26 protein-coding genes and 1 pseudogene are annotated in these 25,755 nt (G+C 65.2%); 4 read left to right on the forward strand and 23 right to left on the reverse strand.

Annotated elements, in window-relative coordinates; translation table 11 throughout:
- Window positions 1–31 precede the first annotated feature (31 nt).
- From BRSPCE3_RS00870 to BRSPCE3_RS00910, 9 genes are all read right to left on the reverse strand, one after another.
- Entirely contained in the window at window positions 32–1,243 is a 1,212-nt protein-coding gene (locus BRSPCE3_RS00870) for an MFS transporter (protein ID WP_283843065.1), read from the reverse strand.
- A 29-nt stretch (window positions 1,244–1,272) separates the two neighbouring features.
- Entirely contained in the window at window positions 1,273–2,655 is a 1,383-nt protein-coding gene (gene der, locus BRSPCE3_RS00875) for a ribosome biogenesis GTPase Der (RefSeq protein ID WP_244063563.1), read from the reverse strand.
- Between the two features lie 151 nt (window positions 2,656–2,806).
- Window positions 2,807–3,361 carry a hypothetical protein gene (locus tag BRSPCE3_RS00880; protein WP_244063564.1) on the reverse strand — a complete coding sequence of 185 codons (555 nt, stop codon included), beginning with the start codon at window positions 3,359–3,361 and terminating at the stop codon, window positions 2,807–2,809.
- A gap of 86 nt (window positions 3,362–3,447) precedes the next feature.
- Window positions 3,448–4,104: a tetratricopeptide repeat protein gene (locus tag BRSPCE3_RS00885; protein ID WP_244063565.1), complete on the reverse strand. Its 657-nt coding sequence runs from the start codon at window positions 4,102–4,104 to the stop codon at window positions 3,448–3,450.
- Window positions 4,105–4,261: 157 nt separating this feature from the next.
- Window positions 4,262–5,857, reverse strand: a complete 1,596-nt coding sequence (locus tag BRSPCE3_RS00890; protein ID WP_244063566.1) for a class I adenylate-forming enzyme family protein — start codon at window positions 5,855–5,857, stop codon at window positions 4,262–4,264.
- A 10-nt stretch (window positions 5,858–5,867) separates the two neighbouring features.
- Window positions 5,868–6,689 carry a 3-methyl-2-oxobutanoate hydroxymethyltransferase gene (panB, locus tag BRSPCE3_RS00895; protein WP_244063567.1) on the reverse strand — a complete coding sequence of 274 codons (822 nt, stop codon included), beginning with the start codon at window positions 6,687–6,689 and terminating at the stop codon, window positions 5,868–5,870.
- 2 nt (window positions 6,690–6,691) lie between these two features.
- Complete coding sequence (locus tag BRSPCE3_RS00900; protein WP_244063568.1) at window positions 6,692–7,276, reverse strand: NnrU family protein; 585 nt, start codon at window positions 7,274–7,276, stop codon at window positions 6,692–6,694.
- A gap of 70 nt (window positions 7,277–7,346) precedes the next feature.
- Entirely contained in the window at window positions 7,347–7,970 is a 624-nt protein-coding gene (locus tag BRSPCE3_RS00905) for a hypothetical protein (protein ID WP_244063569.1), read from the reverse strand.
- 246 nt (window positions 7,971–8,216) lie between these two features.
- On the reverse strand, window positions 8,217–9,836 hold the full coding sequence (locus BRSPCE3_RS00910; RefSeq protein ID WP_244063570.1) for a peptide chain release factor 3: 1,620 nt from the start codon (window positions 9,834–9,836) through the stop codon (window positions 8,217–8,219).
- 153 nt (window positions 9,837–9,989) lie between these two features.
- Between BRSPCE3_RS00910 and sugE the strand changes: the two genes are divergently transcribed.
- Window positions 9,990–10,304: a quaternary ammonium compound efflux SMR transporter SugE gene (gene sugE, locus BRSPCE3_RS00915; protein WP_212014437.1), complete on the forward strand. Its 315-nt coding sequence runs from the start codon at window positions 9,990–9,992 to the stop codon at window positions 10,302–10,304.
- 73 nt (window positions 10,305–10,377) lie between these two features.
- Here the strand turns inward: sugE and BRSPCE3_RS00920 are convergent, their stop codons facing one another.
- Window positions 10,378–11,022 (reverse strand): DUF1579 domain-containing protein, encoded by a 645-nt coding sequence (locus BRSPCE3_RS00920; RefSeq protein WP_244063571.1) that lies wholly within the window; start codon window positions 11,020–11,022, stop codon window positions 10,378–10,380.
- Between the two features lie 34 nt (window positions 11,023–11,056).
- Window positions 11,057–11,755: an NADPH-dependent F420 reductase gene (locus BRSPCE3_RS00925; RefSeq protein ID WP_244063572.1), complete on the reverse strand. Its 699-nt coding sequence runs from the start codon at window positions 11,753–11,755 to the stop codon at window positions 11,057–11,059.
- Window positions 11,756–11,868: 113 nt separating this feature from the next.
- Between BRSPCE3_RS00925 and BRSPCE3_RS00930 the strand changes: the two genes are divergently transcribed.
- The gene (locus tag BRSPCE3_RS00930) at window positions 11,869–12,756 is read left to right on the forward strand and encodes a LysR family transcriptional regulator (RefSeq protein ID WP_244063573.1); all 888 of its coding nucleotides are present in this window, start codon (window positions 11,869–11,871) and stop codon (window positions 12,754–12,756) included.
- Between the two features lie 55 nt (window positions 12,757–12,811).
- Here BRSPCE3_RS00930 and BRSPCE3_RS00935 read toward each other — a convergent pair whose 3' ends face one another.
- The 7 genes from BRSPCE3_RS00935 to BRSPCE3_RS00965 form a co-directional block, all read right to left on the reverse strand.
- Window positions 12,812–13,816 (reverse strand): inorganic phosphate transporter, encoded by a 1,005-nt coding sequence (locus tag BRSPCE3_RS00935; RefSeq protein WP_244063574.1) that lies wholly within the window; start codon window positions 13,814–13,816, stop codon window positions 12,812–12,814.
- 14 nt (window positions 13,817–13,830) lie between these two features.
- A complete protein-coding gene (locus BRSPCE3_RS00940; RefSeq protein WP_244063575.1) occupies window positions 13,831–14,475 on the reverse strand; it encodes a DUF47 domain-containing protein in 645 nt (214 codons plus the stop codon).
- 145 nt (window positions 14,476–14,620) lie between these two features.
- The gene (locus BRSPCE3_RS00945) at window positions 14,621–15,589 is read right to left on the reverse strand and encodes a branched-chain amino acid ABC transporter permease (protein ID WP_244063576.1); all 969 of its coding nucleotides are present in this window, start codon (window positions 15,587–15,589) and stop codon (window positions 14,621–14,623) included.
- A 1-nt stretch (window position 15,590) separates the two neighbouring features.
- Window positions 15,591–16,454 carry a branched-chain amino acid ABC transporter permease gene (locus tag BRSPCE3_RS00950; protein WP_244063577.1) on the reverse strand — a complete coding sequence of 288 codons (864 nt, stop codon included), beginning with the start codon at window positions 16,452–16,454 and terminating at the stop codon, window positions 15,591–15,593.
- Between the two features lie 64 nt (window positions 16,455–16,518).
- Window positions 16,519–17,739, reverse strand: coding sequence for an ABC transporter substrate-binding protein (locus BRSPCE3_RS00955; RefSeq protein WP_244063578.1), 1,221 nt, complete (start codon window positions 17,737–17,739; stop codon window positions 16,519–16,521).
- A gap of 40 nt (window positions 17,740–17,779) precedes the next feature.
- Window positions 17,780–18,523 carry an ABC transporter ATP-binding protein gene (locus BRSPCE3_RS00960; protein ID WP_244063579.1) on the reverse strand — a complete coding sequence of 248 codons (744 nt, stop codon included), beginning with the start codon at window positions 18,521–18,523 and terminating at the stop codon, window positions 17,780–17,782.
- On the reverse strand, window positions 18,516–19,271 hold the full coding sequence (locus tag BRSPCE3_RS00965) for an ABC transporter ATP-binding protein (protein ID WP_050419084.1): 756 nt from the start codon (window positions 19,269–19,271) through the stop codon (window positions 18,516–18,518). The genes BRSPCE3_RS00960 and BRSPCE3_RS00965 overlap by 8 nt, the downstream gene beginning before the upstream one ends.
- A 484-nt stretch (window positions 19,272–19,755) precedes the next feature.
- On the opposite strand from BRSPCE3_RS00965, the gene BRSPCE3_RS00970 reads away from it, so the two are divergent.
- Window positions 19,756–20,346 (forward strand): hypothetical protein, encoded by a 591-nt coding sequence (locus BRSPCE3_RS00970; RefSeq protein WP_244063580.1) that lies wholly within the window; start codon window positions 19,756–19,758, stop codon window positions 20,344–20,346.
- Between the two features lie 85 nt (window positions 20,347–20,431).
- Here BRSPCE3_RS00970 and BRSPCE3_RS00975 read toward each other — a convergent pair whose 3' ends face one another.
- From BRSPCE3_RS00975 to BRSPCE3_RS00990, 4 genes are all read right to left on the reverse strand, one after another.
- Window positions 20,432–20,674 carry a YrhB domain-containing protein gene (locus BRSPCE3_RS00975; protein WP_244063581.1) on the reverse strand — a complete coding sequence of 81 codons (243 nt, stop codon included), beginning with the start codon at window positions 20,672–20,674 and terminating at the stop codon, window positions 20,432–20,434.
- Between the two features lie 101 nt (window positions 20,675–20,775).
- Entirely contained in the window at window positions 20,776–21,144 is a 369-nt protein-coding gene (locus BRSPCE3_RS00980; protein ID WP_244063582.1) for an ArsC family reductase, read from the reverse strand.
- A 315-nt stretch (window positions 21,145–21,459) separates the two neighbouring features.
- Window positions 21,460–21,969, reverse strand: coding sequence for a cytochrome P460 family protein (locus tag BRSPCE3_RS00985; protein WP_244063583.1), 510 nt, complete (start codon window positions 21,967–21,969; stop codon window positions 21,460–21,462).
- Between the two features lie 77 nt (window positions 21,970–22,046).
- Entirely contained in the window at window positions 22,047–23,087 is a 1,041-nt protein-coding gene (locus BRSPCE3_RS00990) for an alpha/beta fold hydrolase (protein WP_244063584.1), read from the reverse strand.
- Between the two features lie 164 nt (window positions 23,088–23,251).
- On the opposite strand from BRSPCE3_RS00990, the gene BRSPCE3_RS00995 reads away from it, so the two are divergent.
- Complete coding sequence (locus BRSPCE3_RS00995) at window positions 23,252–24,805, forward strand: winged helix-turn-helix domain-containing protein (protein WP_244063585.1); 1,554 nt, start codon at window positions 23,252–23,254, stop codon at window positions 24,803–24,805.
- 333 nt (window positions 24,806–25,138) lie between these two features.
- Here BRSPCE3_RS00995 and BRSPCE3_RS01000 read toward each other — a convergent pair.
- Window positions 25,139–25,740: pseudogene (locus BRSPCE3_RS01000) on the reverse strand (TIGR00730 family Rossman fold protein).
- Window positions 25,741–25,755: the final 15 nt, after the last annotated feature.

Below are 25,755 nucleotides of genomic sequence, written 5' to 3' on the forward strand. Positions count from 1 at the left end.
AAGACGGCGAGTTACGCTTCGCTGACCCGCCCTACGCTCGCTTCGCCGTCGCACGCCACGCGATGGCGAGCGCGAGCAGCAGCAGCGCGCCGGCCAGGTAGAATGGCGCGCCGGGCATTTTGACCGGCAGATTGTCGCCGATGAAATAAGCAAACGTCAGCGTGAACAGGAACGGGCCGATCAATTCCGACATGCTCTGCACGCTCGAGGTCGCGCCCTGCAACTGGCCCTGCTGGTCGGCGGCGACGAGCTGCGTCGTCAGGGCCTGCGTCGCGGCGCCGGAAAGGCCCCACAGCGCCATCACGGGAATGCCGATCCAGAATAGTTGCCCGGTCGGCGCTGCGCCGAAGATCACGAAGCCCAGCGCGCCGCAGACGAGGCCGAGGAACAGCGCGTTGCGCTCACCGAGCAGCTTGACGATCGGGCCGATCGCCGCGCCCTGCACGATCATGCCGCAGAGGCCGACCAGCGCCAGCGTCGCGCCGACCGTGCCGGTGTCCCAGCCGTAGCGATAGGTGGCGTAGAGCACGAACACCGAGGGCAGCACGACATGCGCGAGCTGGCCGAAGAAGGTCGCCAGCGACAGGCCGGCCAGCGTCGGGTTCGCGCACAGGAAGCGCAGCGCGCCGATCGGATTGGCGCTCTTCCATTTGAACGGCGCACGCCGCTCGACCGGCAGCGATTCCGGCAGGATAAAAAGGCCATAGAGCCCGTTGACGAAGCTCAGGCCCGCCGCCGCCCAGAACGGCAGCCGCGGATCGATCTCGCCGAGCAGGCCGCCGAGCGCCGGTCCCAGGATGAAGCCGGCGCCGAACGCGACGCCGATCTTGCCGAACATCGCGGCGCGCTGCTCGGGCGCGGTGACGTCGGCGATATAAGCGAACACGGTCGAGATGCTCGACGAGGTGATGCCCGAGATCGCCCGCCCGATGAACAGCCAGATCAGGTTCGGCGCCAGCGCCATCAGCACATAGTCGGCTGCGAGGCCGAAATTCGACAGCAGCACCACCGGCCGGCGGCCGAAGCGATCGGACAGCGCGCCGAGGATCGGCGAGCAGACGAACTGCATCAACGCCCAGATCGAGCCGAACACGCCGAAGATGCGCGCGGCGTTCGCGGTGTCGTTGCTGACGAAGCCTTCGATCAGCTTGGGCAGGATCGGGATGATGATCCCGAGCGCGAGCATGTCGAGCAGCAGCGTGATGAAGATGAAGATCACCGCGCCGCTGCGCGGTTGCGACACTGAAACTGTGTCAGTTCGCGCCTCTCCGTTCACGACGGCCGTTTGCGCTTGTGGGCGAACGGATTGGCCTTCTCGCGCAGCGTGATTCTAACAGGCGTGCCCGGCAGATCGAAGGTCTCGCGCAGCGAGTTGATGAGATAGCGCAGATAGGACCTGGGAATCGCGTCGGCGCGCGAGCAGAACAGCACCAAGCTCGGCGGGCGCGCCTTTACCTGCGTGATGTAGTTCAGCTTCAGCCGGCGGCCCGAAACAGCCGGTGGCGGATTGGCCTGGATCGCCTGCTCGAACCAGCGATTGAGCGCGGAGGTCGGCAAGCGCCGGTTCCAGACTGCATAGGCCTCCTGGATCGCCGTCATCAGGCGATCGATACCCTCGCCCATCAGGCCGGAAACCGCGACGATCGGCGCGCCCTTGACCTGCGGCAGCCAGTGGTCGGCATCGGTGCGCAGCTGCGAGATCTGGTTCGGCTTGCGCTCGACCAGGTCCCATTTGTTGACCGCGAGCACGATGGCGCGGCCCTCGCGCTCGATCAGGTCGGCGATGCGCAGGTCCTGCTCCTCGAACTTGTTCTGCGCGTCCATCATCATCACGACGACTTCGGCGAAGCGCACCGCGCGCAACGCGTCGGCGACCGAGAGCTTCTCCAGCTTTTCCTCGATCCGCGAGCGGCGGCGCAGGCCTGCGGTGTCGAACACCCGGAACTGGCGGCCCTGCCAGGTGATCTCGACCGCGATGGAATCGCGCGTGGTGCCGGCCTCGGGGCTGGTTAGCAGCCGCTCCTCGCCGAGCAGATGGTTGATCAGCGTCGACTTGCCGGCATTGGGCCGGCCGACGATGGCGACGCGGATCGGACGCTGCGCGGCCTCCTCCTCCGAGATGTCCTCATCATCCTCAGCCTCGTCGTCGTCCTCCGGCGTCTCGGGCACCAGCGTGCTCAGCGCCTCGTGGAGGTCGGCCATGCCCTCGCCATGCTCGGCCGAGATCTGCACGGGATCGCCGAGGCCCAGCGCGTAGGATTCCATCGCGCCGATCTCGCCATGCTTGCCCTCGGCCTTGTTGGCGACCAGCACCACCGGCTTGTTGGCCTTGCGGGCGAAATCGGCGAAGGCGCGGTCGGTCGGCGTCAGGCCGACGCGGGCGTCGATCACGAACATCAGGGCGTCGGCGAGTTCGATCGCGGTTTCGGTCTGCTCCTGCATCCGCGCCGTCAGCGAACCCTTGGCGCCCTCGTCGAGCCCCGCGGTGTCGATGATGGTGAAGTCGAGATCATAGAGCCTGGCCTGGCCCTCGCGGCGGTCGCGCGTCACCCCGGGCTCGTCGTCGACCAGCGCGAGTTTCTGGCCGACCAGCCGGTTGAACAGCGTCGACTTTCCGACATTGGGCCGGCCGATAATGGCGATGGTAAAGGACATGGATCATCCAGGCGCCGCGGCGCGGCGCGCGTCAATGAATTGAAAGAGGAGCCTAAAGCGCGATGCGATTGGGTTGAATAGTCATCGCGCTTCAGGTTCTGGTTTTAGCATGATCTTTCCGGAAAGCCGCTTCGCACTTTTCCGGATCATGCTAGCGGCTAAATCCGCCGCTCGGTAGCGGCGCGGGGAACGCACCGCCGGATTGTTGCGAGGTCTGGGTCTGCTGGCCCGGCGCCGCGGGCTGTGCCTGCTGATCGTCGGGAGGCGGCGCGGTGGTGCGGCGGCGGACGATCTTCTTCGGCTTCGGATCCGGCGGCACCGCGGCGGGCGCGCCCTCCTCGGTTGCGGCGTCGGGAGCAGCCGCCTGATCGGCGGCCGGTGCCGCCCGCTTGGCGTGCTTCTTGGCGCCCTTCGGCGGCTCGGCGGGCGGAGCCGGCTGAGCGGCAGCGGCCGCGGCGGCGTTCTGCTGGTCGAGCTGCTCCTGCGGCGAGCCCTTGTACAATTCCTTCGGCACGCCCTGCTCGAGGCCGGGCACGCCTTCGGGGAACACCGGCTTGCGGTCGCCCGCCAGCTTCTTCTTGGTGTCGAGGAAGTCGAGCATGTCGCTCGGGTCGAAATTGGCCATGCCGCCACCGCCGCAGCCGGCCAGCGCGCTGCAAAGCGCGGTGAGGACTGCGGCTGCGATCAGGCGTTGCGAGCGGCGCATGGTCGATCTCTCACTCAGACTCAGGGTTTGTCTGGGCATGATCCGATCGGAAAACCGGTTCCCACTTTTCCGGATCATGCCTCAGGTCAGCTCTTGGCGACCGGCGGCAACAGTGCCTGCAGCGCTTCAGCGCGCGAACGCAGGCTCGGCGGCGTCTCGCCGTCATTGGCAATCTGGTCGAGCCACTGCCGCGCGGCGGTGGCGTCGTTGGCGCGCCAGGCCGACAGCGCCAAGAGTTCGCGCGCGGAGTGGCGGAAGGTCGAATCCTTCGACGTCGCGGTGGCCTCGAGCCGCTGCAGCATGTTCGGATAGGTCGTGGTTTCCATCAGGATCTGCGCGGCGCGGATCCGCGCCAGGTCCTGCTCGGGACCGCCGACGCTGCGGTCGGCTGCGATCTCGTCATAGAGCTTGGCGGCGGCCGGCTGGTCGCGGGTCGCGACCTCGGCGGCCATGCGCAGCCGTGCCAGGTTGCGGTAACCGGACGGCGCTTTGGTGATGAGGTCGGCAAAGGCGGCCTCGGCCTCGGCATGCTTGTTCTGGTCCGACAGCTCGACGGCGCGGTCGAACGCCGCACCGGCCTCGGCGGCCTTCTTCCCTTCGAGATATTGATAGCCGCGCCAGCCACCGACGCCCGCGACCACCAGGATCGCCAGCGCGATGATAAAGATCGAGTACTTGTCCCACAGCTTCTTGAGCTGATCGCGACGGACTTCCTCGTCGACTTCGTCAAATAATTCAGACACTTAAGGCTATCCCATCCCCTCGGGACCGCGAATCTCGGCGGAGCGCAGCCCCTACCTGATCCCCACATCGCGGCGGCGTTACCCTAACGGTGTGGCGGAGGCAAGGCAAAGCGAGGCGGATCAAAGCGTTAACGCGGGACGTTTGCACGGCCCCGGATCACACCCCCGCCGACAGGCCCTCGCGCAGCTGCCGCTTGATCACCTTGCCGTTGGCGTTGCGCGGCAGCGGCTCCGATGTCAGCGCCATCGTCTCCGGCACCTTGTAGTCGGACAGCCGCTCGGCGCACCAGGCGCGCAGGCTCTCCGCATTCACCTCGGTGCGGGTCACGATCACCGCATGCACGCGCTCGCCGAGCACCGGGCACGGTTTTGCGATGATCGCGCTCTCGACCACGGCCGGATGGCCCGCGAGCACGGACTCGACCTCGGCGGAATAGATCTTCAGCCCGCCGCGGTTGATCATGTCCTTCTGGCGATCAAACACCCGGACGAAGTTGTCGGCATCGACCGAGCCGAGATCGCCGGAATGCCAGAACCCTGCGGTGAAGCTCTCGGCGGTCGCCTGCGGATTGTTCCAGTAGCCCTTGATGACCGAGGCGCTGCGGATCCAGAGCTCGCCGATCTCGCCCCTCGGCACCTCGCGGCCGTCAGCGCCCATCACGATGATCTCGGCGCCGGGACACGGCAGGCCGACGCTGTCGATGTGGGCGGCGGTCAGTTCGCCCGGCATCAAGGTCGAGGGCGACGTCGTCTCGGTCGCGCCGTAGCAATTGGCAAGCTTGAGCCCGGGAATCTTGGCGTCGAGCCTTTCGATGGTCGCGACCGGCATCGGCGCGCCGCCGAAGCCGCCGATCCGCCAGCTCGACAGATCGGTGCTGTCGAAATCCGGCTGCATCAGGCAGAGATTGTACATCGCCGGCACCATCACCGTGTAGGTGACTCGCTCGCGCGCCGCGACCTTCAGATATTCCGACGCCTTGAACTCCGGCATGATGATCAGCGCGCCGGCGCAGCAGGCCATGGTGGTGACGTTGGCGACCGCGCCGGTGACATGGGCGAGCGGCACCGCGGCGATCGAGCGATCTGCCTTGGTCAGCTTCAGGCAGGAAGCGAACACCTGTGAGGAGTGGATGATGTTGCAATGGGCGAGCATCGCGCCCTTCGGCCGCCCCGTGGTGCCCGAGGTGTAGAGGATTATCGCGGTGTCCTCTTCCTTCACCCCCGCCGGCGCCGCAGCCGGCGCGTTGTCGCGTAGCGCGCCGAATAGCGACGCACCGTCGTCGCTGACGGAGATCCGATGTGCCAGGCCGGGAATGTCGGCGGCGTCGGGGATGCGGTCGGCAAGCGCAGCTTCGTGGACCAGGCACTTCGCACCGCAATCGTTCAGCACATAGGCGATCTCGGGCTTCTGCTGGCGCGTCGAGAGCAACACCGTGACTAGCCCGGCATGGGCGGCGGCGAACATCGTCAGCACAAACTCAATGCGGTTGCCGAGCAGGATCGCGACGCGATCGCCGGGCGCAAGGCCGAGCTTTGCAAAGCCGGCCGCGACTTTCGCCGATTGCTCGGCGACCTCACGCCAAGATAGGCGCGTCGCGCCGCAGACCAGCGCCTCGCCGTCACCGTTCTGCGCGACAGCGTCGGCGATCATCGCCCACAGGCTGACCGGTCGCTCGACAAATGCCGGCACGACGCGGTCACCGAAGCGCGGCTCGAGCCGCATCGGCGGCACTGCGTGTTGCGACCAGTCCATGCGCCCCTCGTCAGCTCTTCTTCATGCCGTAGACGTGCTCCGGCCCCGGGAAGGCGCGGCTCTTGACGTCGCGCGCATAGCCCGCGATCGCTTCCTCGATCATCGGGCCGAGATTGCCGTAGCGGCGCACGAATTTCGGCGCGCGCGGCGACAGGCCGAGCATGTCCTCCAGCACCAGCACCTGGCCGTCGCAGGCCGCGCTGGCGCCGATGCCGATCGTCGGGACAGTGATCGATTGCGTGATCTTGCGCGCCAGGGGCTCGGCGACCGCCTCGACCACGATCGAGAAGGCGCCGGCTTCCGCGATCGCCTTGGCGTCGTTTTCGATCGGCGCCCAGTTCTCCTCCTCGCGGCCCTGCGCGCGGAACGAGCCCAGCGTATTGATAGACTGCGGGGTCAGGCCGATATGGCCCATCACGGGAATGCCGCGCTCCGACAGGAACGCCACCGTCTCCGCCATCCGCGCCCCGCCCTCGAGCTTGACGGCGCCGCACAGGGTTTCCTTCATGATCCGCACCGCGGATTGAAACGCCTGCTCCTTCGAGCCCTCATAGGAGCCGAACGGCATGTCGACCACGACGAGGGCAGCTTGCGATCCGCGCATCACCGCGCGGCCCTGCAGGATCATCATATCGAGCGTGACGGGCACCGTGGTCTCGAAGCCATGCATGACGTTGCCGAGGGAATCGCCGACCAGGATCGCGTCGCAATGACGGTCGACCAGCGCGGCGGTGTGCGCGTGGTACGACGTCAGCATCACGATCGGCTCACCGTTCTTGCGCGCGCGCAGATCGGGCGCGGTCTTGCGCTTGATGGCGGATTGAACAGACATTGTCAGGCTCCCATGACAGGCACGCCGATCACGACCGGGTGGAACGCAAACGCCAGCGCCAGATACGCAATGATACCGACCGCGATCGCGATCAGGTCGTTGGTCGGCCCGCCGACCGGGATCGGCGGCGCGCCGGCATCGGCACGGCGCTTCAGCGAGATCCGGTCATAGACCGCCCAGCCGAGGAACGAGCCGAACAGGATGATCGAGCCGAGATCGCCATTGGCGAGCAGATGCGCGAACGCCCACAGCTTCACGCCCGCCAGCATCGGGTGCTTCAGCGTGGTGTAGATGCGGCCGCGGATGTAGGAGGCGACGACGAGGATGACGGCGGGCAGCATCAAGGCCACCGTGATGTGCTTGAACGCGGTCGGCGGCGTCCAGACGTCGATCCAGCCGGTCGCGCGGTAGTGGCCGAAGCCCCAGATGATCAGCGCGAGGCCTGCGAACGACACCAGCGAATAGACACCCTTGTAGGCCCCCTCGCCCATCGCGCTGACGATACCCGCGCGCAGCTCGCGCAGGCTGGTCAGCACGTGGATGCCGAGGAACAGCACGAGACCCAGGATCATGACGAGCAGTCCCACGATGTTCCTCCCTTGATTGATTAGTGCCTTCGCGTATCACCTTCGCCGGGCGGGTGGCAATGCGTCCGCTTCACGGCTTGTCGGCCGACTTGTCGGCCGGCTTGGCCAGCTCGCGATTGTCGACATAGCGGATCATGATCGGGCGGCCGGCCAGCGCGCCGCCGAGCCCGCCGGTGAATTTCAGCGGCAGGCAGGCGTTGAGCGAGGCATTGATCGCGTTGAGGTAGGTGGCGCGGGTATCCGCCGGGATGCCCCGCGTCGCGAAGGTCAGCCGCGGCGCGCCGATCATCTCGCCCGACCGCTTGAAGCTGAAGCGCACCGACATCTGCATGCCCGCCCGCGCGTCGTCGGGCGGCGGTGGCATCCAGCAGGAACGCAGCGCCGCGAACAGATCGCCGATGGTATCGAGATCATGATCGGGCTTGCGGTACTTCTCGGCCTGATCTTGCGGCGGCACGGTCAGGATCGTGAGCTGGAGATTTTCGCCGTACGGATAATCCATCTCGGGAAAGCACGGCCCGTGATTGAACACGCTGCAGGTGGACGGGAGGCAAGGCCCGTTGTCGAGCACGCTGCACGGCGTGTGCGCGAACGGCGCCGGGTCGGTCTGTTGCCGCTGGCGCGCTGAGGCAGCGCCCGCGATGGCAAGGGCCGGCACGGCAAAAGCGAGGCAGATGATGACGCGTCGGAGCATGCGGTCGGACCCAGGATGCGCTCCGGGGAAAATGGTACCGCAGCCAGACCGCATCAAGCGGGCCCAGTTCACGTCCTCGCGCGTGTCGCCGCCATCCGTCGCGCCACAACCCCCACTGTCATCGCCCGGCCTCGACCGGGCGATCCAGTATTCCAGAGGCGGCAGTGATCGATCGAGAGGTCGCGGCGTACTGGGTCCCCCGGTCGAGCCGAGGGACGACACAGAATATGCGGCGCGTATACGACGCTACGCCTTCTTCTTCACGTCCTTGACGTTGGAGAAGGTGATGCCCTCGGCGCGCTCGCGGGTGTAGCCGAGATAGAACTCGTTCTTGGCCATGAACACGGGATCGCCGTCGACGTCGTCGGCGATGCCGGAATTGTTGGCGGCGACGAAGGCATCGAGCTTCTTGCGGTCGTCGGAGGAAATCCAGCGCGCCAGCGAGAACTCGGAGACCTCGAACTCGACCGGCAGCGAGTATTCCGCATCGAGCCGCGCCTTCAGCACGTCGAGCTGCAACGGGCCGACCACACCGACCAGTGCCGGTGCGCCGTCGCGCGGACGGAACACCTGCACGACGCCCTCCTCCGACATCTGCTGCAGGGCTTCCTTCAGCTTCTTCGCCTTCATGGCATCGGTGAGGCGAACGCGGCGCACGATTTCGGGCGCGAAGCTCGGCACGCCGACGAAGGTGAGATCCTCGCCCTCGGTCAGGGTGTCGCCGATCCGCAACGTGCCGTGGTTGGGAATGCCGACCACGTCGCCGGCGAACGCCTCGTCCGCCACCGAGCGATCCTGGGCGAAGAAGAATTGCGGGCTCGACAGGCTCATGTTCTTGCCGGTGCGCACCAGCTTGGCCTTCATGCCGCGGCTGAGCTTGCCGGAGCACAGCCGGGCGAAGGCGATGCGGTCGCGGTGGTTCGGATCCATGTTGGCCTGGATCTTGAACACGAACGCGCTCATGCGCGGCTCCGCCGCCTCGACCTTGCGCAGATCGGAATCCTGCGCACGCGGCGCCGGTGCGAACTTGCCGAGGCCCTCCAGCAAGTCGCCGACGCCGAAATTGCGCAGCGCGCTGCCGAAATAGACCGGCGTCAGATGGCCTTCGCGGAACGCCGCGAGCTCGAACGGCTTGCAGGCTTCCGACGCCAGCGCCAGCTCGTCCTTGACCTCGGCGACGTCGAGATTGGGATTGCGCTTGCCGAGATCGGCGATGTCGATCTGCTCGGTGGCGCCGGTCTTGGCGCCGCCGCCCTCGAGCAGCCGCACGCCGCCATTGACGACGTCATAGGTGCCGAGGAAGTCGCGGCCGCGGCCGACCGGCCAGGTCATCGGCGTGGTGTCGAGCGCCAGCGTCTTCTCGATCTCGTCCAGCAGATCGAACGTGTCGCGGCTCTCGCGGTCCATCTTGTTGATGAAGGTGATGATCGGGATGTCGCGCAGCCGGCACACCTCGAACAGTTTGCGCGTCCGCGCCTCGATGCCCTTCGCGGCATCGATCACCATGACCGCGGAATCGACCGCGGTCAGCGTGCGATAGGTATCTTCCGAAAAGTCCTCGTGGCCCGGCGTGTCCAACAGGTTGAACACGAGGTCGTTGAACTCGAAGGTCATCACCGAGGTGACGACCGAGATGCCGCGCTCGCGCTCGATCTTCATCCAGTCCGAACGCGTATTGCGCCGCTCGCCCTTGGCCTTGACCTGGCCCGCGAGGTTGATGGCGCCGCCGAACAGCAACAGCTTTTCCGTCAGCGTGGTCTTGCCGGCGTCAGGGTGCGAGATGATCGCAAAGGTGCGGCGGCGCGCCACTTCGTCTGAAAGCGGCGAGCGGGACGGCGATTCGGTTGAAACAGCGGTATCGGACATGGCGGGGCAGCGTTTGGCAGGGAAAACGGGCGCAATCAAGGGCGTTTTGTCGCAATGCGGGACGACCGCACGATCCCCATATAGGTACGCGAGGGACGACCTTCTCACCACATCATCCGCGGGGACGACCCTGCCTTATCCGGAGGGTTCGCTGTGGCTTGGGCCATTCTGTTCACCGCAGGCCTGCTCGAGATCGGCTGGGCGATCGGGCTGAAATATACCGAGGGTTTCTCGCGGCTGGTGCCGTCGGTGCTGACGCTGGCGGCGATGGCCGGCAGCGTGCTGCTGCTCGGCCTCGCGCTGAAGACGCTGCCGATTGGAACCGCCTACGCGGTCTGGACCGGGATCGGCGCGGTCGGCACCGCAACACTCGGCATCATCCTGCTCGGCGAACCCGCGACCGCGATGCGGCTCGCCAGCATCGGGCTGATCGTGTCCGGGATCGTCGGGCTGAAGCTGGTCGGGTAAAGGCGCGTTTGGAGTGGCAGCGCTGCGCGCTGCCGCCCGGTTGCGGGCATCGTCGCGTCTCGTCCATACCGGTTCACGGACCCGCCCTGCGCGCGTAGGCGTAGCGGTGCGCGAGCCAGACTGTGCCGGCGCCGTCAGGCAGGATGAAGTGCTGGTTCTTGACGTCGCGGTCAGGCCCGTCGCGGGTGACGATCGTATTCATGCGCAGCATCTGCCCCGCCACATCGGACCCGCCGCCCGCGATCGCAAAGGGATCGTGGACCAGCACCACGCTCGTCCCGTCGCCGCGGTCGAAACTGCTGGCGGGCATGATGCCCACCGGCGCGCGCATCTCGATCGACACGTATTTCCATCGGCCTTCCACGCGCTGAAAGCTCAGATAGTCAATGCGTTTGATATTCTGCTTCGACGTGTCCGACGCCGGACAGATGAGCTCCTGAAGGTAGGACCCGATCATGCGGCGCTCGGCGACGAGCCCGGTGGTGGTGACTGGATCGCCGCCCGGCTCGTTCCACGCCGTCTCGGTGACGTCCCACAAACCTGCGTATGCCGCCATGGCAGCGTTTTCCGGCCCGAGCTCGTTCAGGCGCTCGGCGGCGGGGACCGCGGACGAGGCCGCATTGCCGGCGGCCAGATCGGAGATGAACATCGAGCCGAGCGCGGCTCCAACGAAATGACGGCGTTCGAGCATGATACGACGCGACATCAAAGGGTTCATTGAACCGCTTTCCACCAGTTCCTGGTGACGACGGCTAGGCCGGCGACGCGAATGTGCCCGGACTGTTCGGCGTCGCCCGCCAGTCGGGCGTGCGCACCCCTGTCGCTTCGGCCAGCGCTCGGCGAACGCCGGCGGCGTCATAATCCTTCAAGTATCCGGGTGAACCGGGCTGCTGGCGCCAGGACTGCTCGATCGTGCCGGCGTCGACCGCATCAAATCCGATCTCTTCGACAAGCTGCATGACCGTCGCTTTCGCTTGTGCGTCGTCGCCCGCGACCGCGAGCGCGATCCGGCCGGCAGCTCCGGCGGGCCTGCCCTCGTTCAACAGGCTCTTGGCGATGATCGAGTTGAAGACTTTGACAACCGGGCGCCCGAGCTGTCGCTGGACCCAGCCGCTTTCGGTCATTCCCGCCTCGACCTGCTCGATGCGGCCATCCCGCTGCCGCGGATAATAGTTGCTCGTGTCGATGACGATCAGGTTGGCGGGCGCATCCGCAAACAGGTCCGACGGGAGTTCGCTGACGCGTCGCATCGGCACCGCGATCACCACGATCTCACTGCTCCGCGCCACCTCCGCAACCGTCGCGGGCCGGGCACCGGTCTCCCGAGCCAGGTCCGTCAGCGAATCCGGCCCGCGCGAGTTGGCGATGGCGACCTCGTGGCCGGCCTTGCTGAGCAGCGCCGTCAGCGCACCGCCGATATTGCCGGATCCGATGATCCCGATTTTGGTCATGACAACGGCCTTTCTCGCATCGGTCCCTAAGGACCAGTCGGAACCTACCTATTGGCTTTCAATTCGGGTATAAACAGCGGCTTGGATTAGGGTGTCACTACCAGGAGTGGGGAATGGATCGCCTCGCCAGCATGGCCGCCTTCGTCAAGGCCGCGGAGGTCGGTTCCTTCGCTGCGGCCGCCAGCGCTCTGCGGATGTCGCCACAGATGATCGCCAAGCACGTGACCTGGCTGGAAACCCGGCTGGGCACGCGCCTGCTCAATCGGACCACGCGCCGCCAGAGCCTGACGGATATCGGCAAGGCATACTACGACCGCTGCAAGCTGGTTTTGGCGGATGCCGACTGGGCGGATTCCCTCGCCGACGAGGCAAAGGGAGCTCCGCGCGGACGCTTGCGGGTCAATGCGCCGGTGTCGTTTGGCACACACAGCCTGACGCCGGTCATCGCACGCTACTTGAGGCAGTACCCCAGGGTGGCGGTCGATCTCGTGCTCAGCGATCGGTTCGTCGACCTGGTCGAGGAGGAGTTCGAGGCAGTGTTCCGTATCGGCCCGCTCGCGGACTCCAGCTTCATGGCTCGCGAGCTCGCGCCCTTTCGTCTCGTCGCCTGTGCTTCACCCGACTACCTGCGCGAAAGAGGCGTTCCTGCAACGCCGTTCGATCTCGAGGCGCACGAGTGCCTGGCGTATGCGTCGACTTCCGGGCCGACTGCCAACAACTGGCGCTTTGTGCGCGACCAGGAAACCTACACGGTCGACGTCAAGCATCGCTTGCTGGTGAATGACGCCAAGGCGCTCCTCGTCGCCGCCCTGAACGGGTTCGGCATCGCATTCATCGCAGAGGATCTGGCGCGCGAAGGCTTGCGCTCCGGGCATCTCACCAAAGTGCTGCCTGACTACGAACCGCCGTCACGACCCATTCACGTGATCTACCATCCCGACCGCCAGCAGACTCCGAAACTGAAAAGCTTCATTTCCGCGGTGGTCAGCGAGTTGGGTTGACGCCGATGCGCCGGCATCGCCGGCTGAAGCCGGTCGCCTGAGCCTTGTTCGGACCTCAGCGCAGGATCACCACCGCCCAATAGGTCGCGGCTGCGACTGCAGCGGACGCGGGGATCGTGATCACCCAGGCGTAGACGATCGAGCTCGCCACGTTCCAGCGTACGGCAGAGAGCCGCCGTGCGGCGCCGACGCCGACGATGGCGCCGGTGATGGTGTGGGTGGTCGACACGGGAACCCCGAGATAGGTCGCCATGAACAGCGTCGCGGCGCCGCCGGTCTCGGCGCAAAAGCCCTGCATCGGCGTCAGCTTGGTGATCCGCAGTCCCATGGTGCGGACGATCCGCCATCCGCCCATCAGGGTGCCCAGCGCCATCGCACTCTGGCAGGCCAGCACGACCCAGAACGGAATTTCGAAGGTGTCGCCGAGATGGCCCTGCGAGTAGAGCAGCACGGCGATGATGCCCATGGTCTTCTGCGCGTCGTTGCCGCCATGGCCGAGCGAATAGAGCGACGCCGAGGCGAATTGCAGGATGCGGAAGGCGCGATCGACCGCGAACGGCGTCGAGCGCACCGAGAGCCAGGACACGATCGCAACCAGCACCAGCGCCAGCAGGAAGCCGACCAGCGGCGACAGCACGATCGCGAGCAGGGTCTTGGTCAGCCCGCTCCACACCGCCGCCGAGATGCCCGCCTTGGCCATGCCGGCGCCGACCAGGCCGCCGATCAGCGCGTGCGAGCTGGACGAGGGAATCCCGAGCGCCCAGGTGATCACGTTCCAGACGATCGCGCCGACCAGCGCAGCGAAGATCACGGTCGCGTCCACCACCGACGGGTCGATGATCCCGGTGCCGATGGTGTTGGCGACATGCAGGCCGAACACCGCGAAGGCGACGAAATTGAAGAACGCCGCCCAGAACACCGCATATTGCGGCCGCAGCACCCGGGTCGAGACGATGGTCGCGATCGAGTTCGCGGCATCGTGCAGGCCGTTCAGGAAGTCGAACAGCAGCGCGACCGCGATCAGGATGGTGAGAACCGGAAGTCCCAGCGTGGCGTCCACGTGAACCGCTCCGCCTACACTTGCTCGATCACGATGGAATTGATCTCGTTGGCGACGTCGTCGAAGCGGTCGGCCACTTTCTCGAGGTGATCGTAGATCTCGGCACCGACGATGAAGTCCATCGTGTTGGCGTTACGGTGCTTCAGGAACAATTCCTTGAGCCCGATATCCTGGAGATCGTCGACCCGGCCCTCGAGCTTGGTCAGCTCCTCGGTGATCTGGGTCAGCATCGAGACGTTCTGGCCGATCGACTGCAACAGCGGCAGCGCGCGGCCGACCAGATTGGCGCACTCGACGATCAGGGTGCCCATCTCGCGCATCGGCGGCTCGAACTCGCGCACCTCGAACAGCATCACCGCCTTGGCGGTCGCCTGCATCTGGTCGACCGCGTCGTCCATCGCGGTGATCAGGTTCTTGATGTCGCCGCGGTCGAACGGGGTGATGAAGGTGCGGCGAACCGCGGTCAGCACCTCACGGGTGACGCTGTCGGCGTCGTTCTCGAACTGGTTGACACGCTGGCAGAAGACCGGCGTCTCCTCCCCGCCCCGCAGCATGTCCTGCAGCGCCTTGGCGCACTGCACGGAGGTCTGGGCGTGGCGGGCAAACAGGTCGAAAAATCGCTCTTCCTTGGGCAGGAAGGCGCGAAACCAGCGCAGCATGTCTCAGTTCCATCATTCCGGGACAGCCCTTTTAGCGACTGTCACAGAATTGTCATAGAGCATCTGGCTGGGAAAAAACCGGAAACGACCGCTCGAACGGACGGTCGTCCACCGCTATGTCGGCCGAAAATCGAGCGCCCTGCCCTTACAGCGACCGCCTGAGGATGTGGGCGAGTTCGCCGACCAGGCCGCGCCGGAACAGCAGCACGCAGGACACGAAGATCACGCCCTGGATCACCGTCACCCACTGGCCGAAGCCGGCGAGATATTGCTGCATGGCGATGATCACGAAGGCGCCGACCACCGGGCCGAAGATGGTGCCGAGGCCGCCGACCAGCGTCATCAGCACGATTTCACCCGACATCGACCAGTGCACGTCGGTGAGCGAGGCGTTCTGCGCCACGAACACCTTCAGCGAGCCGGCAAAGCCCGCCAGCGTCCCCGACAGGACGTAGGCCAGCATCTTGTACTGGTCGGTCTTGTAGCCGAGCGAGATCGCGCGCGGCTCGTTCTCGCGGATCGACTTCAAGACCTCGCCGAACGGCGAGTTGATGGTGCGGTAGATCAGCAGGAAGCCGGCGAGGAAACCGGCCAGCACGACGTAGTACAGCACCAGCGGCTTCGACAGATCGAAGATCCCGAACAGATGGCCCTGCGGGATGCCCTGGATGCCGTCCTCGCCATGGGTGAACGGCGCTTGCAGATAGAGGAAATAGAGCAGCTGCGACAGCGCCAGCGTGATCATCGAGAAGTAGATGCCCTGCCGCTTGATCGAGATGTAGCCGGTGACGAGGCCGAGCAAGGCCGCGGCCGCGGTGCCGGCCACGATGCCGAGCTCGGGCGGCAGCCCCCACACCTTGAGCGCGTGCGCCGAGACGTAGCCGGCGGTGCCGAGGAACATGGCGTGACCGAACGACAGCAGGCCGCCATAGCCGATCAGGAGGTTGAAGGCGCAGGCGAGCAGCGCAAAGCACAGCGCCTGCATCACGAAGAACGGATAGATCCCCGTGAACGGCACCACCGCCAGCAGCGCGGCCATCACGGCGAATACGATCATCTCGTCGCGCATCGCGCGCGGCGTTACCGGAAGTGTATCGTCGGTCAATGCTGACATATCAAGCCGCCCGTCCCGTCAGTCCCGTTGGCTTCACCAGCAACACCACCACCATCAGGACAAACACCACGGTGTTGGAGGCCTCGGGATAAAAATACTTGGTCAGTCCCTCGATCACGCCGAGCGCGAAGCCGGTGATGATCGAGCCCATGATCGAGCCCATGCCGCCGATCACGACCACCGCGAACACCACGATGATGAGATCGGCGCCCATCAGCGGGCGCACCTGGTTGATCGGCGCCGACAGCACGCCGGCGAGCGCGGCAAGACCGACGCCGAGCCCGTAGGTCAGCGTGATCATGCGCGGCACGTTGATGCCGAAGGCGCGCACCAGCGTCGGGTTCTCGGTGGCCGCGCGCAGATAGGCGCCGAGCTGCGTCTTCTCGATCAGGAACCAGGTCGCAAGGCACACCACCAGCGAGAACACGACCACCCAGCCGCGATAGATCGGCAGGAACATGAAGCCGAGATTGACGCCGCCCTTGAGCTGATCCGGGATCGAGTAAGGCAGGCCGGAGGAGCCGAAATAGTTCTGGAACACGCCCTGCACGATCAGCGCGATGCCGAAGGTCAGCAGCAGTCCGTAGAGATGGTCGAGCCCGGCCAGCCATTGCAGCATGGTGCGCTCGAGGATCATGCCGAAGACGCCGACCACGATCGGTGCGATCAGCAGCGCCCACCAGTAGTTGATGCCGCCCAGGTTGAGCAGGAAATACGCCACGAAGGCGCCCATCATGTAGAGCGCGCCGTGCGCGAAATTGATGATGTTGAGCATGCCGAAGATGACGGCGAGCCCCAGACTGAGCAGCGCGTAGAACGAGCCGTTGATCAGTCCCACCAGAAGCTGTGCGTAGAGAGCCTGCATCGAATGAGCTTTCGCTAGATAGATGAAGCCCGCCGGCCACGCGCATGGCCGGCGGGCATGATCGTCATTTCTTCAGCAGCGCGCAGGTGCTCTTGTCGAGCGGCGTGAAGGCCTGGTTGCCCGGCACGGTGCCGACCAGCTTGTAGAAGTCCCACGGTCCCTTGGACTCCGAGGGCTTCTTCACCTCGAACAGATAGGCGTCGTGGGTGACGCGGCCGTTGGCCTCGACCTCGCCCTTACCGAACAGCGGATCGTCGGTCGGGATCGTCTTCATCTTCGCGACCACCTTGGCGCCGTCATGCGGATTGCCGCCGAGCGCTTCCAGCGCCTTGAAGTAGTGCATCAGGCCCGCATAGACGCCGGCCTGCACCATGGTCGGGGGCGCGCCGCTCTTCATCCGCGCCGAGAACTTCTTCGAGAAGGCGCGGGTGTTGTCGTTGAGGTCCCAGTAGAACGTCTCGGTGAAGTTGAGGCCCTGCGCGGTCTCGAGCCCGATCGCCTTGACGTCGGTGAGGAACAGCAGGAGCGCGGCGAGCTTCTGGCCGCCCTTGACGATGCCGAACTCGGCCGCCTGCTTGATCGAGTTGGTGGTGTCGCCGCCGGCATTGGCAAGACCGATGATCTTGGCCTTGGAGGCCTGCGCCTGCAGCAGGAACGAGGAGAAGTCGGCGGTGTTGAGCGGGTGCTTGACGCCGCCGACCACCTTGCCGCCATTGGCGGTGACGACCGCGGTGGTGTCGCGCTCCAGCGCCGCGCCGAACGCGTAGTCCGCGGTCAGGAAGAACCAGGTGTCCCCGCCCGCCTTCACCAGCGCCTGGCCGGTGGCATGCGCCAGCATGTAGGTGTCGTAGGTCCAGTGCACCGTGTTCGGCGAGCACTGCGCGTTGGTGAGATCCGAGGTCGCAGCGCCCGAATTGATGTAGACGCCGTTCTTTTCCTTGACGACGTTGTTGACCGCGAGCGCGACGCCGGAATTCGGCACGTCGACGATGGTGTCGACCTTGTCGACGTCGAACCATTGGCGGGCGATGGTGGTGCCGATATCGGGCTTGTTCTGGTGATCGCCGGAGATCAGGTCGATGGTCCAGCCCTTGGCCTTGAGGCCACTATCCTCGATCGCCATCTGCGCCGCCAGCGTCGAGCCGGGACCGGCGAGGTCGGCGTAGAGGCCGGACTGATCGGACAACACGCCGATCTTGACGTTCTTGTCGTCGGCGGAGGCAATGCTCGCGACGCTGAGCGCCATCGCGGTGCCGAGCAGAAGCGCGGAAATCATCTTCTTCATGTCGTATTCCCTCGTCCTAAATTTTCTGGCTCCGGCGACTTCAGACGCCGAGATAGGTATGCAGCTTGTCCATGTTGGCGGACAGCTCCGAATTGGCAAAACCGTCGATCACCTTGCCGTGCTCGACGATGTAGTAGCGGTCGGCAACCGTCGAGGCGAAACGGAAATTCTGCTCGACCAGCAGGATGGTGAATCCCTGCGACTTCAGGCGCGCAATGGTGTGCCCGATCTGCTGGATGATGACCGGCGCCAGGCCTTCGGTCGGTTCGTCCAGCATCAGGAAGCGCGCGCCGGTGCGCAGGATGCGCGCAATCGCCAGCATCTGCTGCTCGCCGCCCGAGAGCTTGGTGCCCTGGCTGGTGAGACGCTCCTTGAGGTTCGGAAACAGCGTGAAGATCTGGTCGAGCGGCAGGCCGCCCGGGCGCACCACCGGCGGCAGCAGCAAATTCTCGCGCACGTCGAGGCTGGCGAAGATGCCGCGCTCCTCGGGACAGAACGCGATGCCGAGCCGCGCAATCTTGTCCGAGGTGGCGCGGATGATTTCCTTGTTGTCGAAACGGATCGAGCCGGAGCGCTTGTTGATGACGCCCATGATCGACTTCAGCGTGGTGGTCTTGCCGGCGCCGTTGCGGCCGAGTAGCGTCACCACCTCGCCCGCCTTCACGTTGAAATTGATGCCGTGAAGGATGTGGGATTCGCCGTACCAGGCCTGCAGATCCTTGACCGCCAGCACCTCGGCGCCGGCCGCAGCCACCGGTTTCTCCGCCAATTTTGCCTCAGCCATGACCCGCTCCGAGATAGGCTTCCTTCACGCGCTCGTCCTTGGAGAGGTCGGCGTAGTTGCCCTCCGCCAGCACCTGTCCGCGCGTCAGCACGGTGATGATGTCGGAGAGGTTGGCCACCACCGAGAGGTTATGTTCGACCATCAGGATGGTGTATTTGGCGGAGATCCGCTTGATCAGCGCCGCGATCTTGTCGATGTCCTCGTGGCCCATGCCGGCCATCGGTTCGTCGAGCAGCATCATCTCGGGGTCGAGCGCCAACGTCGTTGCAATTTCAAGTGCGCGCTTGCGGCCGTACGGCATCTCGACCGCCGGCGTGTTGGCGAATTCGCTCAAGCCGACGTCGTTCAAGAGTTCATGGGCGCGCGGATTGAAGCGATCGAGCACGCTTTTCGAGCGCCAGAAATCGAACGACGAACCGTGTTGGCGCTGCAGCGCCACGCGCACGTTTTCCAGCGCGGTCAGATGCGGAAACACCGCCGAAATCTGGAATGAGCGGACGAGGCCAAGCCGCGCCACGTCGGCCGGCGGCATCGCGGTGATGTCCTGGCCCTTGTAGCGAATCTGCCCGCCGGTCGGCTTCAGGAATTTGGTCAGCAGATTGAAACAGGTCGTCTTGCCGGCGCCGTTCGGCCCGATCAACGCATGGATACTGCCGCGACGCACCTTCAGCGCGACGTCGCGAACGGCAAAGAAACCCGCGAATTCCTTGGTCAATCCGCTGGTTTCGAGGATGAACTCATCGGCCAAATAGATTCCCCCATACGCCATCGCCGCGAAGCCCGTCGCCCGCGTGGCCAGCTTTTTTCGTGTCCGACAGGTTGTCCGTACGTCTTGGAAACCGTCCGGGGGCCTGTCGCCTCCGGGCCGGAATATGCCGTCATCTGCGGCGGTTACGCAAGGTGGAAAGCTGTGCAGTGCGGTATCGTCGCGACCGGTTCCGGTTGATCCTTAGTCGAATGGCATTGGAGCGCGCTTTGCGCCTCGGAAAGTCGCCATTAAGGGTGTTTTGCTCCGGTCTTTCCCTTTCATAGAATATTTCCGCCTCTCGCCGACACTCCGGCCCATTGCATGATGAACGGCCAGAGCCTTGCATTTCGAAAGCGCCAATTCCTCCGTCGTCAAATCGATCCGGCAGCGTGATGTCCTCAACGCGTGGCTGCGGCTTTATGCCCGCGGCCCGACCATCCCGCGCTTCGGCTAGCCGATGCCATTTAGGAGTGCCGATCCATCGGTGATCAAATCGATCACGCAGCGGGTGCTGCTGAATGCCTGGCTGCGCGCGCTGCGGATGCCGGACAGCGTTCCTTTGCTGTCCGACTTCCACACCGACGGCACTGCCGATGAGCGCGCCGACATGATGGGCTTTGACGTGGTCGGCAGCGGTGAGGACGCCCGCTTCCTGATCACGCAGGAAGGCGCGCGGCTGACGACCGCCTATGGCAACGAGCACGTCGATCCGCGGCAGCGCACCAACCGCTATCTCGATGACGCGATCGGCCCGGAGCGCTATGCCGGCGTCATCCTGTCCTATCGCGCCTGCCTGGCGCGCAAGCGTCCGACCTATACGGTTGCGGAGGTCACCGACGCCGACGGCAAGGACGTGTCCTATGAACGGCTGCTGCTGCCGTTCGGACGCGGCGATACCGTCGAGCACATCATCGGCTCATACAAAGCGATCAGCATCGAGGGCGGCTTCCGGCTGCACAATCTGATGGGCGTGAAGGCAAAGGCCGTCCCGGTCGTCACCGTCCGCGCGGTGATCGACCGCCGGTTCGTGCCCGCGGATCGTCCACCGAGCCCGGATTCGGTCGAGCTGATTTAGCTCCAGGACGCATTCTCATAAGCCCTCGCCGGGATGGGCCAAAAGCGGCTGTGGCGCCATGCCGTTCGTTTAGATTCGGATGTGCTTACCAAGTTGGAAGCTGCGGCGTTCGTTGAAGTGAGATTGGAGGGAGCGTTTTCTCGTACTCAGCCAAATAGTGTTCAAGCGGCTTTGCCGTTCCCGTTAGGCGCAATTCACACGTGGCTCTGTTCACGATGATCGGAGCGTTCCCGGCGAGCCGTGCTGAGGGGTTGCCATCATCGAGGAATTCTTTGGATTGGTAGAAGAAGATCCAGCCATATGGTTTTGCGATTGTGGCCTCACGCACAATGCGCGCTCCTCCCTCGCAAAGGATATCTACCCAAGCGTTGCAAGTGCTGCAGCCTTATCGAAGTCCATGGTCGGTGTCTCATCAGTTTGCCAAACGCATCAGCCCTTCTTGCGCGCCTTTGCCGGCACTTCCTTGGCATAGATATCCGGCTTGAAGCCGACCACGCGCTTGCCCCCGAGATCGAGCACCGGACGCTTGATCATCGAGGGCTGCTCGGCCATCAGCGCCAGCGCCTTGCGCTCGTTCAGGCCTTCCCTGTCGGCATCGGGCAGCTTCTTGAAGGTCGTGCCGGCGCGGTTGAGCAGCGTCTCCCAGCCAACCTCGTCGCTCCACTGCTTGAGCTTGTCCTTGGTTACTCCAGCCGCCTTGTAGTCGTGGAAATCATAGGCGACGCCGTGATCGTCGAGCCAGCTGCGCGCCTTCTTCATGGTGTCGCAGTTCTTGATGCCGTAGATGGTGATGGTCAAAGCCGTTCCCCGCATGCGATTGCGGCGGGGAAACTAGCCTCACTGCAACCGCAACGCCAGATCAGACCGCGCCGCGAGGACGTGAAGAATACTCGGTGTCGTCCCCCGGCTCGACCGGGGGACCCAGTACGCCGCGGCATCTCCGTGATCGGTGCATGGCGCTCGCCAGAAACACCGCAGTCGTCCTGGCGAAAGCCAGGACCCATAACCACCGCAGTTGATCGTGAATCGGATCGCGGCCCCAGCGTCGCGCAATGATTGAGATTTGGGGTAATGGGTCCTGGCTTTCGCCAGGACGACCGATATTAGTGGCAGTCAGTGCGCATAATGCGTGAAGACGAAATCCTGATCGCTGGCATGGGCTTCGTGGCAGGCAAAGCACGTCTCGTGCTGGGCGGCATCGACCGGCTTGCCGTCGATGAAGCGGCCAAAGCCCCAGCCGCCGGTCGAGGCGTATTTGGCGGAGTCCTTGACCATGACCTGGACGGTGGTCGCCGGCCCCGTGATGAAGGCGCCGTTGAGGCCTTCAACGGGCTTGCGCTTCCAGGCGAGCTTCACCAGCACGGTGCCGTCGGGGAAACGCGCGGCGCCGTCCTGATAGGCCTTCACCGCGGTCGCATTGCCGAGCACGCTACGCAACTCGTCGAGCCCGGTCTCCTCGCCGACCGCGATCAGCTTCCAGTCGCGATAGCCCTCCGGGATTTTCACGCCGAAGATCGGCGATGCCAGCGCGGCGTCATCGGCATGCCCGACGGCAAACGGCAATGACGAGCTGATGCAGGCTGCCGCGATCGCGGCAGCTGCCCATTTCACAACCTGTTTCATGATTCCTTGTCCGCGCTCGATTCTTGTTTGACGCGTTTTCTTCACGCGAACCGGTATCCACTTCGCTCGAAAACGCTCTAGACCCTGCTGACGTCGATGATGGCCTGGGTGAAAGCCTGTGGTGCTTCCTGCGGCAGATTGTGGCCGATGCCGCCGGGCAGCTGGCGATGCTCGTAGTGCCCGGAGAACTTCTTGGCATAGGCCGCCGGCTCCGGATGCGGCGCGCCGTTGGCGTCGCCCTCCATCGTGATGGTCGGGATCGCGATGACAGGCGCCTGGGCGAGCGTCTTCTCGAAGGCGTCGTACTTCGCCTCGCCCTCGGCGAGACCGAGCCGCCAACGATAGTTATGGATCACGATGTCGACATGGTCGGGGTTCTCGAACGCGGCCGCACTGCGGTCGTAGGTGGCGTCGTCGAACTTCCACTGCGGCGAGGCGAGCTGCCAGATCAGCTTGTTGAAGTCGTGCCGGTTCTTGGCATAGCCCTCGCGGCCGCGCTCGGTGGCGAAATAGAACTGGTACCACCATTGCAGCTCGGCCTTCGGCGGCAGCGGCATCTTGCCAGCCGCCTGGCTGCCGATCAGGTAGCCGCTGACCGACACCATGGCCTTGCAGCGCTCGGGCCACAGCACCGCCATGATGTTGGCGGTGCGCGCGCCCCAATCGTAGCCGCCGAGCACGGCCTTCTCGATCTTCAGGGCGTCCATCAGCGCGATGATGTCGGCGGCAACCGCGACCGGCTGGCCGCTGCGCACCGTGTCGCTGGCGAGGAAGCGCGTGGTGCCATAGCCGCGCAGATGCGGCACGATCACGCGGTAGCCGGCCTCGGCCAGCGCCGGCGCGACGTCGGCATAGCTGTGGATATCGTACGGCCAGCCGTGCAGCAGGATCACCGCGGGACCGGTGGCCGGCCCCATCTCGACATAACCGGTATCGAGCACGCCGGCATTGATCTGCTTGACCGGACCGATCGAGGTGTGGGCGCCAACCTTGACCGCCGGCGGAGCTTGCTTCGACTGCGCGCTGGCCGATCCGATGAAGCCGAGCCTGGAAGCGGCGAGGATCCCGCCGGCGATGCCAAGGAAGCGGCGGCGGTGCTGATTGATGGCTTGCGACATGGCGATCTCCTTAAGTCGGGTGTCGGGATTGACTATTGCAGAGACCGCCCGCGCCCGCTTTCAGAGGACGTGGATTTATCCTTCAGACCGTCGTGATTTTGGCCCCACGCCGGCTGTGCTAGGTTCCGCCGCGGATTCAGCCGCGGGCCGCCGGACTACCGAATTTGACCTACCATTTCAACGACTTGATCCTCGATTCCGAGCGCCGGGAACTGCGCCGCGGCGACGCCCTGGTGGCTGTCGAACCGCAGGTCTTCGACCTCCTGGAGTTCCTGATCCGCGCCCGCGACCGGGTGGTCAGCCGCGACGAGGTGCTGGCCGCCGTCTGGCACGGCCGGATCGTCTCGGAAGCGACGCTGTCGAGCCGGGTCAACGCCGCACGGACCGCGATCGGCGACAATGGCGAGGAGCAGCGGCTGATCCGTACCCTGCCCCGCAAAGGCCTGCGCTTTGTCGGCGATGTCAGGGAGGACAGCGCGGGCGATCATTCGATCGCGACGAACGGCACCCCGCCGCGGCCGAGCGAGGGCCCATCGATCGCGGTGCTGCCGTTCACCAATATGAGCGGTGACCCCGAGCAGGATTATTTCGCAGACGGGATCGCCGAGGACATCACCACCGCACTGGCGCGCTGCAGCCGCCTCACCGTGATCGCGCGCAACTCCGCCTTCACCTACAAGGGCAAGGCGATCGACATCCGCCAGGTCGGACGCGATCTCCGCGTCGGCTACGTGCTCGAGGGCAGCGTGCGCCGCGGCGGCGACCGTCTGCGCATCACCGGGCAGTTGATCGACGCCGTCTCCGGCGCGCATCTATGGGCCGACCGCTTCGACGGCGCGGCGACCGACGTGTTCGACCTGCAGGATCGCATCACCGAGAACGTGGTCGGTGCGATCGAGCCGACCTTGCTGGTCGCGGAAGCCGAGCGGGTGCGGGCGGCGCCGCCCGACCGGCTCGACGCCTACGATCTGCTGCTGCGCGCCTACAGTCTGCGCTACGAGTTCACGCCCGCGAGCATGGAAGCCGCGCTCGCCTGTCTCGAGCAGGCGCTGGCGCTCGACCCGGCCTACGCGCCGGCGCTGGCCGCATCGGCCTATTGCCACGCGCTGCGCCATTTCCAGGGATGGCTCAAGCCGAATGACGCCTATCGGGAACGCGCGGTTGCCCAGGCCTGGCGCGCGGTGGAGCTCTCGCCAAGCGACCCGCAGGTGTTGTGGATGGCGGCGTTCGCGATCTGGAACATGGCAGACGAGATCGAGCCCGCGCGCGAATTGTTCGAGCGCTCGCTTGCGATCAACCCGAACTCGGCGATGGCGCTGGTGCTCGGCGGCTGGATCGAGGCGATGCGCGGCAACCAGCAGGCCGGCCGCGCCATGATCGAGCGCGCGCAACGGCTGAACCCGCGCGACCCGCGCGGCTGGTTCGCCTCCGCGGCATTGGCGATCTGCGCGGTGCTCGACCAGAATTTCGCCGAGGCGGTGACATGGGCCGACAAGGCGCTGGCGCAGAACCGCCGCTTCGCGGTGGCGCTGCGCGTGTTGATCGTGGCGCTGGTCAAGACCGGCGACAACGCGCGCGCGACCCAGATCGCGCGCGAGCTGCTCAAGGTCGATCCGGAGTTCACGATCTCCGGCTTCCTGGCGCGGATCCCCTTCCCGGTGGAATCGATGTCCGCGACCTATCGCGAGACGCTGAAGGCGGCCGGCGTGCCCGATTGATGCTCTGCAATCGTCGGTCATCCACTCGCAGCCCAGCAAGTAGCCCGCATGAGCGGAGCGATATGCGGGATGATCTTGCGGCCCGCCTGTCGGCCCCGGATGTCGCTTCGCTCATCCGGCTACGCTTGCTGTAGTCTCTGGAATGCCGGATCGCCCGCATGCGCGAGTGACGGCCCAGCGAGAGCGCGCTTGACGGATTTCTGAATAATCGAAGACTACCCCTGAGTTGCCCGACGTGTCAAGTGCTTGGCCGGGTCCCGACCGTCGCCGGCTACTGTGCATGGGGTTGTTCTCGATATTTTGGCGGCGCCCCTACCCGCGACCCAGACCGCACTACATGTTGTCGATGACGGCGGAATTGCCCGCGGAAGACGAGCCAGCGGACGACGCAGCCGCCATGATCGCCGGGATGATGCCGTCGACGCGATCGGCCGGATCAAGTGGCTGCTGTGAAGGAAACCAACGCGTTGCAGGTGGTCGAGCATGGCCAGCATGGGGTCCCAAAAGCCCTTGATGTTGGCAAAGACCATGGGCTTGCGGTGTTGCCCGAGCTGGGCCCAGGTCATGACCTCGATGATCTCTTCCACTGTGCCGATGCCGCCGGGCAGCGCGACGAACGCGTCCGAACGTTCAAACATCTTGTGCTTGCGTTCGTGCATCGTCTCGGTGACCGTCAAATCATCGAACATGGCCAGCGCATCCGTCGTGGACTCGCGGTTGGTGAGGAAACGCGGAATGATGGCGCCGACCTTGCCGCCGGATTGAAGGACCCCGCGTGCGACCGCACCCATGACACCATTGGTGCCGCCGCCGAAGATCAGCTCCAAGCTTGCCGCAGCAAGATCCCTTCCGAAGCGTTCGCCCGCTTCGACAAAGGCAACATCGTTGCCGGGCGAGGAGCCACAATAGACACAGACGGAACGTATCGTATTCATGCTGAACCCTTGACG

Origin of the sequence: Bradyrhizobium sp. Ce-3, from assembly GCF_022835695.1 — a bacterium.
Taxonomy (GTDB): Bacteria; Pseudomonadota; Alphaproteobacteria; order Rhizobiales; family Xanthobacteraceae; genus Bradyrhizobium.

What these genes read in the sequence shown, in the direction of transcription:
- panB (WP_244063567.1), bottom strand. Translation starts at nt 6,689, where the DNA reads ATGTCTGTTCAATCCGCCATCAAGCGCAAGACCGCGCCCGATCTGCGC.
- BRSPCE3_RS00920 (WP_244063571.1), bottom strand. Translation starts at nt 11,022, where the DNA reads ATGAACCCTTTGATGTCGCGTCGTATCATGCTCGAACGCCGTCATTTC.
- BRSPCE3_RS00880 (WP_244063564.1), bottom strand. Translation starts at nt 3,361, where the DNA reads ATGCGCCGCTCGCAACGCCTGATCGCAGCCGCAGTCCTCACCGCGCTT.
- BRSPCE3_RS00990 (WP_244063584.1), bottom strand. Translation starts at nt 23,087, where the DNA reads ATGTCGCAAGCCATCAATCAGCACCGCCGCCGCTTCCTTGGCATCGCC.
- BRSPCE3_RS00930 (WP_244063573.1), top strand. Translation starts at nt 11,869, where the DNA reads ATGGATCGCCTCGCCAGCATGGCCGCCTTCGTCAAGGCCGCGGAGGTC.
- BRSPCE3_RS00955 (WP_244063578.1), bottom strand. Translation starts at nt 17,739, where the DNA reads ATGAAGAAGATGATTTCCGCGCTTCTGCTCGGCACCGCGATGGCGCTC.
- BRSPCE3_RS00940 (WP_244063575.1), bottom strand. Translation starts at nt 14,475, where the DNA reads ATGCTGCGCTGGTTTCGCGCCTTCCTGCCCAAGGAAGAGCGATTTTTC.
- BRSPCE3_RS00905 (WP_244063569.1), bottom strand. Translation starts at nt 7,970, where the DNA reads ATGCTCCGACGCGTCATCATCTGCCTCGCTTTTGCCGTGCCGGCCCTT.
- BRSPCE3_RS00985 (WP_244063583.1), bottom strand. Translation starts at nt 21,969, where the DNA reads ATGAAACAGGTTGTGAAATGGGCAGCTGCCGCGATCGCGGCAGCCTGC.
- BRSPCE3_RS00945 (WP_244063576.1), bottom strand. Translation starts at nt 15,589, where the DNA reads ATGTCAGCATTGACCGACGATACACTTCCGGTAACGCCGCGCGCGATG.
- der (WP_244063563.1), bottom strand. Translation starts at nt 2,655, where the DNA reads ATGTCCTTTACCATCGCCATTATCGGCCGGCCCAATGTCGGAAAGTCG.
- BRSPCE3_RS00960 (WP_244063579.1), bottom strand. Translation starts at nt 18,523, where the DNA reads ATGGCTGAGGCAAAATTGGCGGAGAAACCGGTGGCTGCGGCCGGCGCC.
- BRSPCE3_RS00910 (WP_244063570.1), bottom strand. Translation starts at nt 9,836, where the DNA reads ATGTCCGATACCGCTGTTTCAACCGAATCGCCGTCCCGCTCGCCGCTT.
- BRSPCE3_RS00890 (WP_244063566.1), bottom strand. Translation starts at nt 5,857, where the DNA reads ATGGACTGGTCGCAACACGCAGTGCCGCCGATGCGGCTCGAGCCGCGC.
- BRSPCE3_RS00925 (WP_244063572.1), bottom strand. Translation starts at nt 11,755, where the DNA reads ATGACCAAAATCGGGATCATCGGATCCGGCAATATCGGCGGTGCGCTG.
- BRSPCE3_RS00950 (WP_244063577.1), bottom strand. Translation starts at nt 16,454, where the DNA reads ATGCAGGCTCTCTACGCACAGCTTCTGGTGGGACTGATCAACGGCTCG.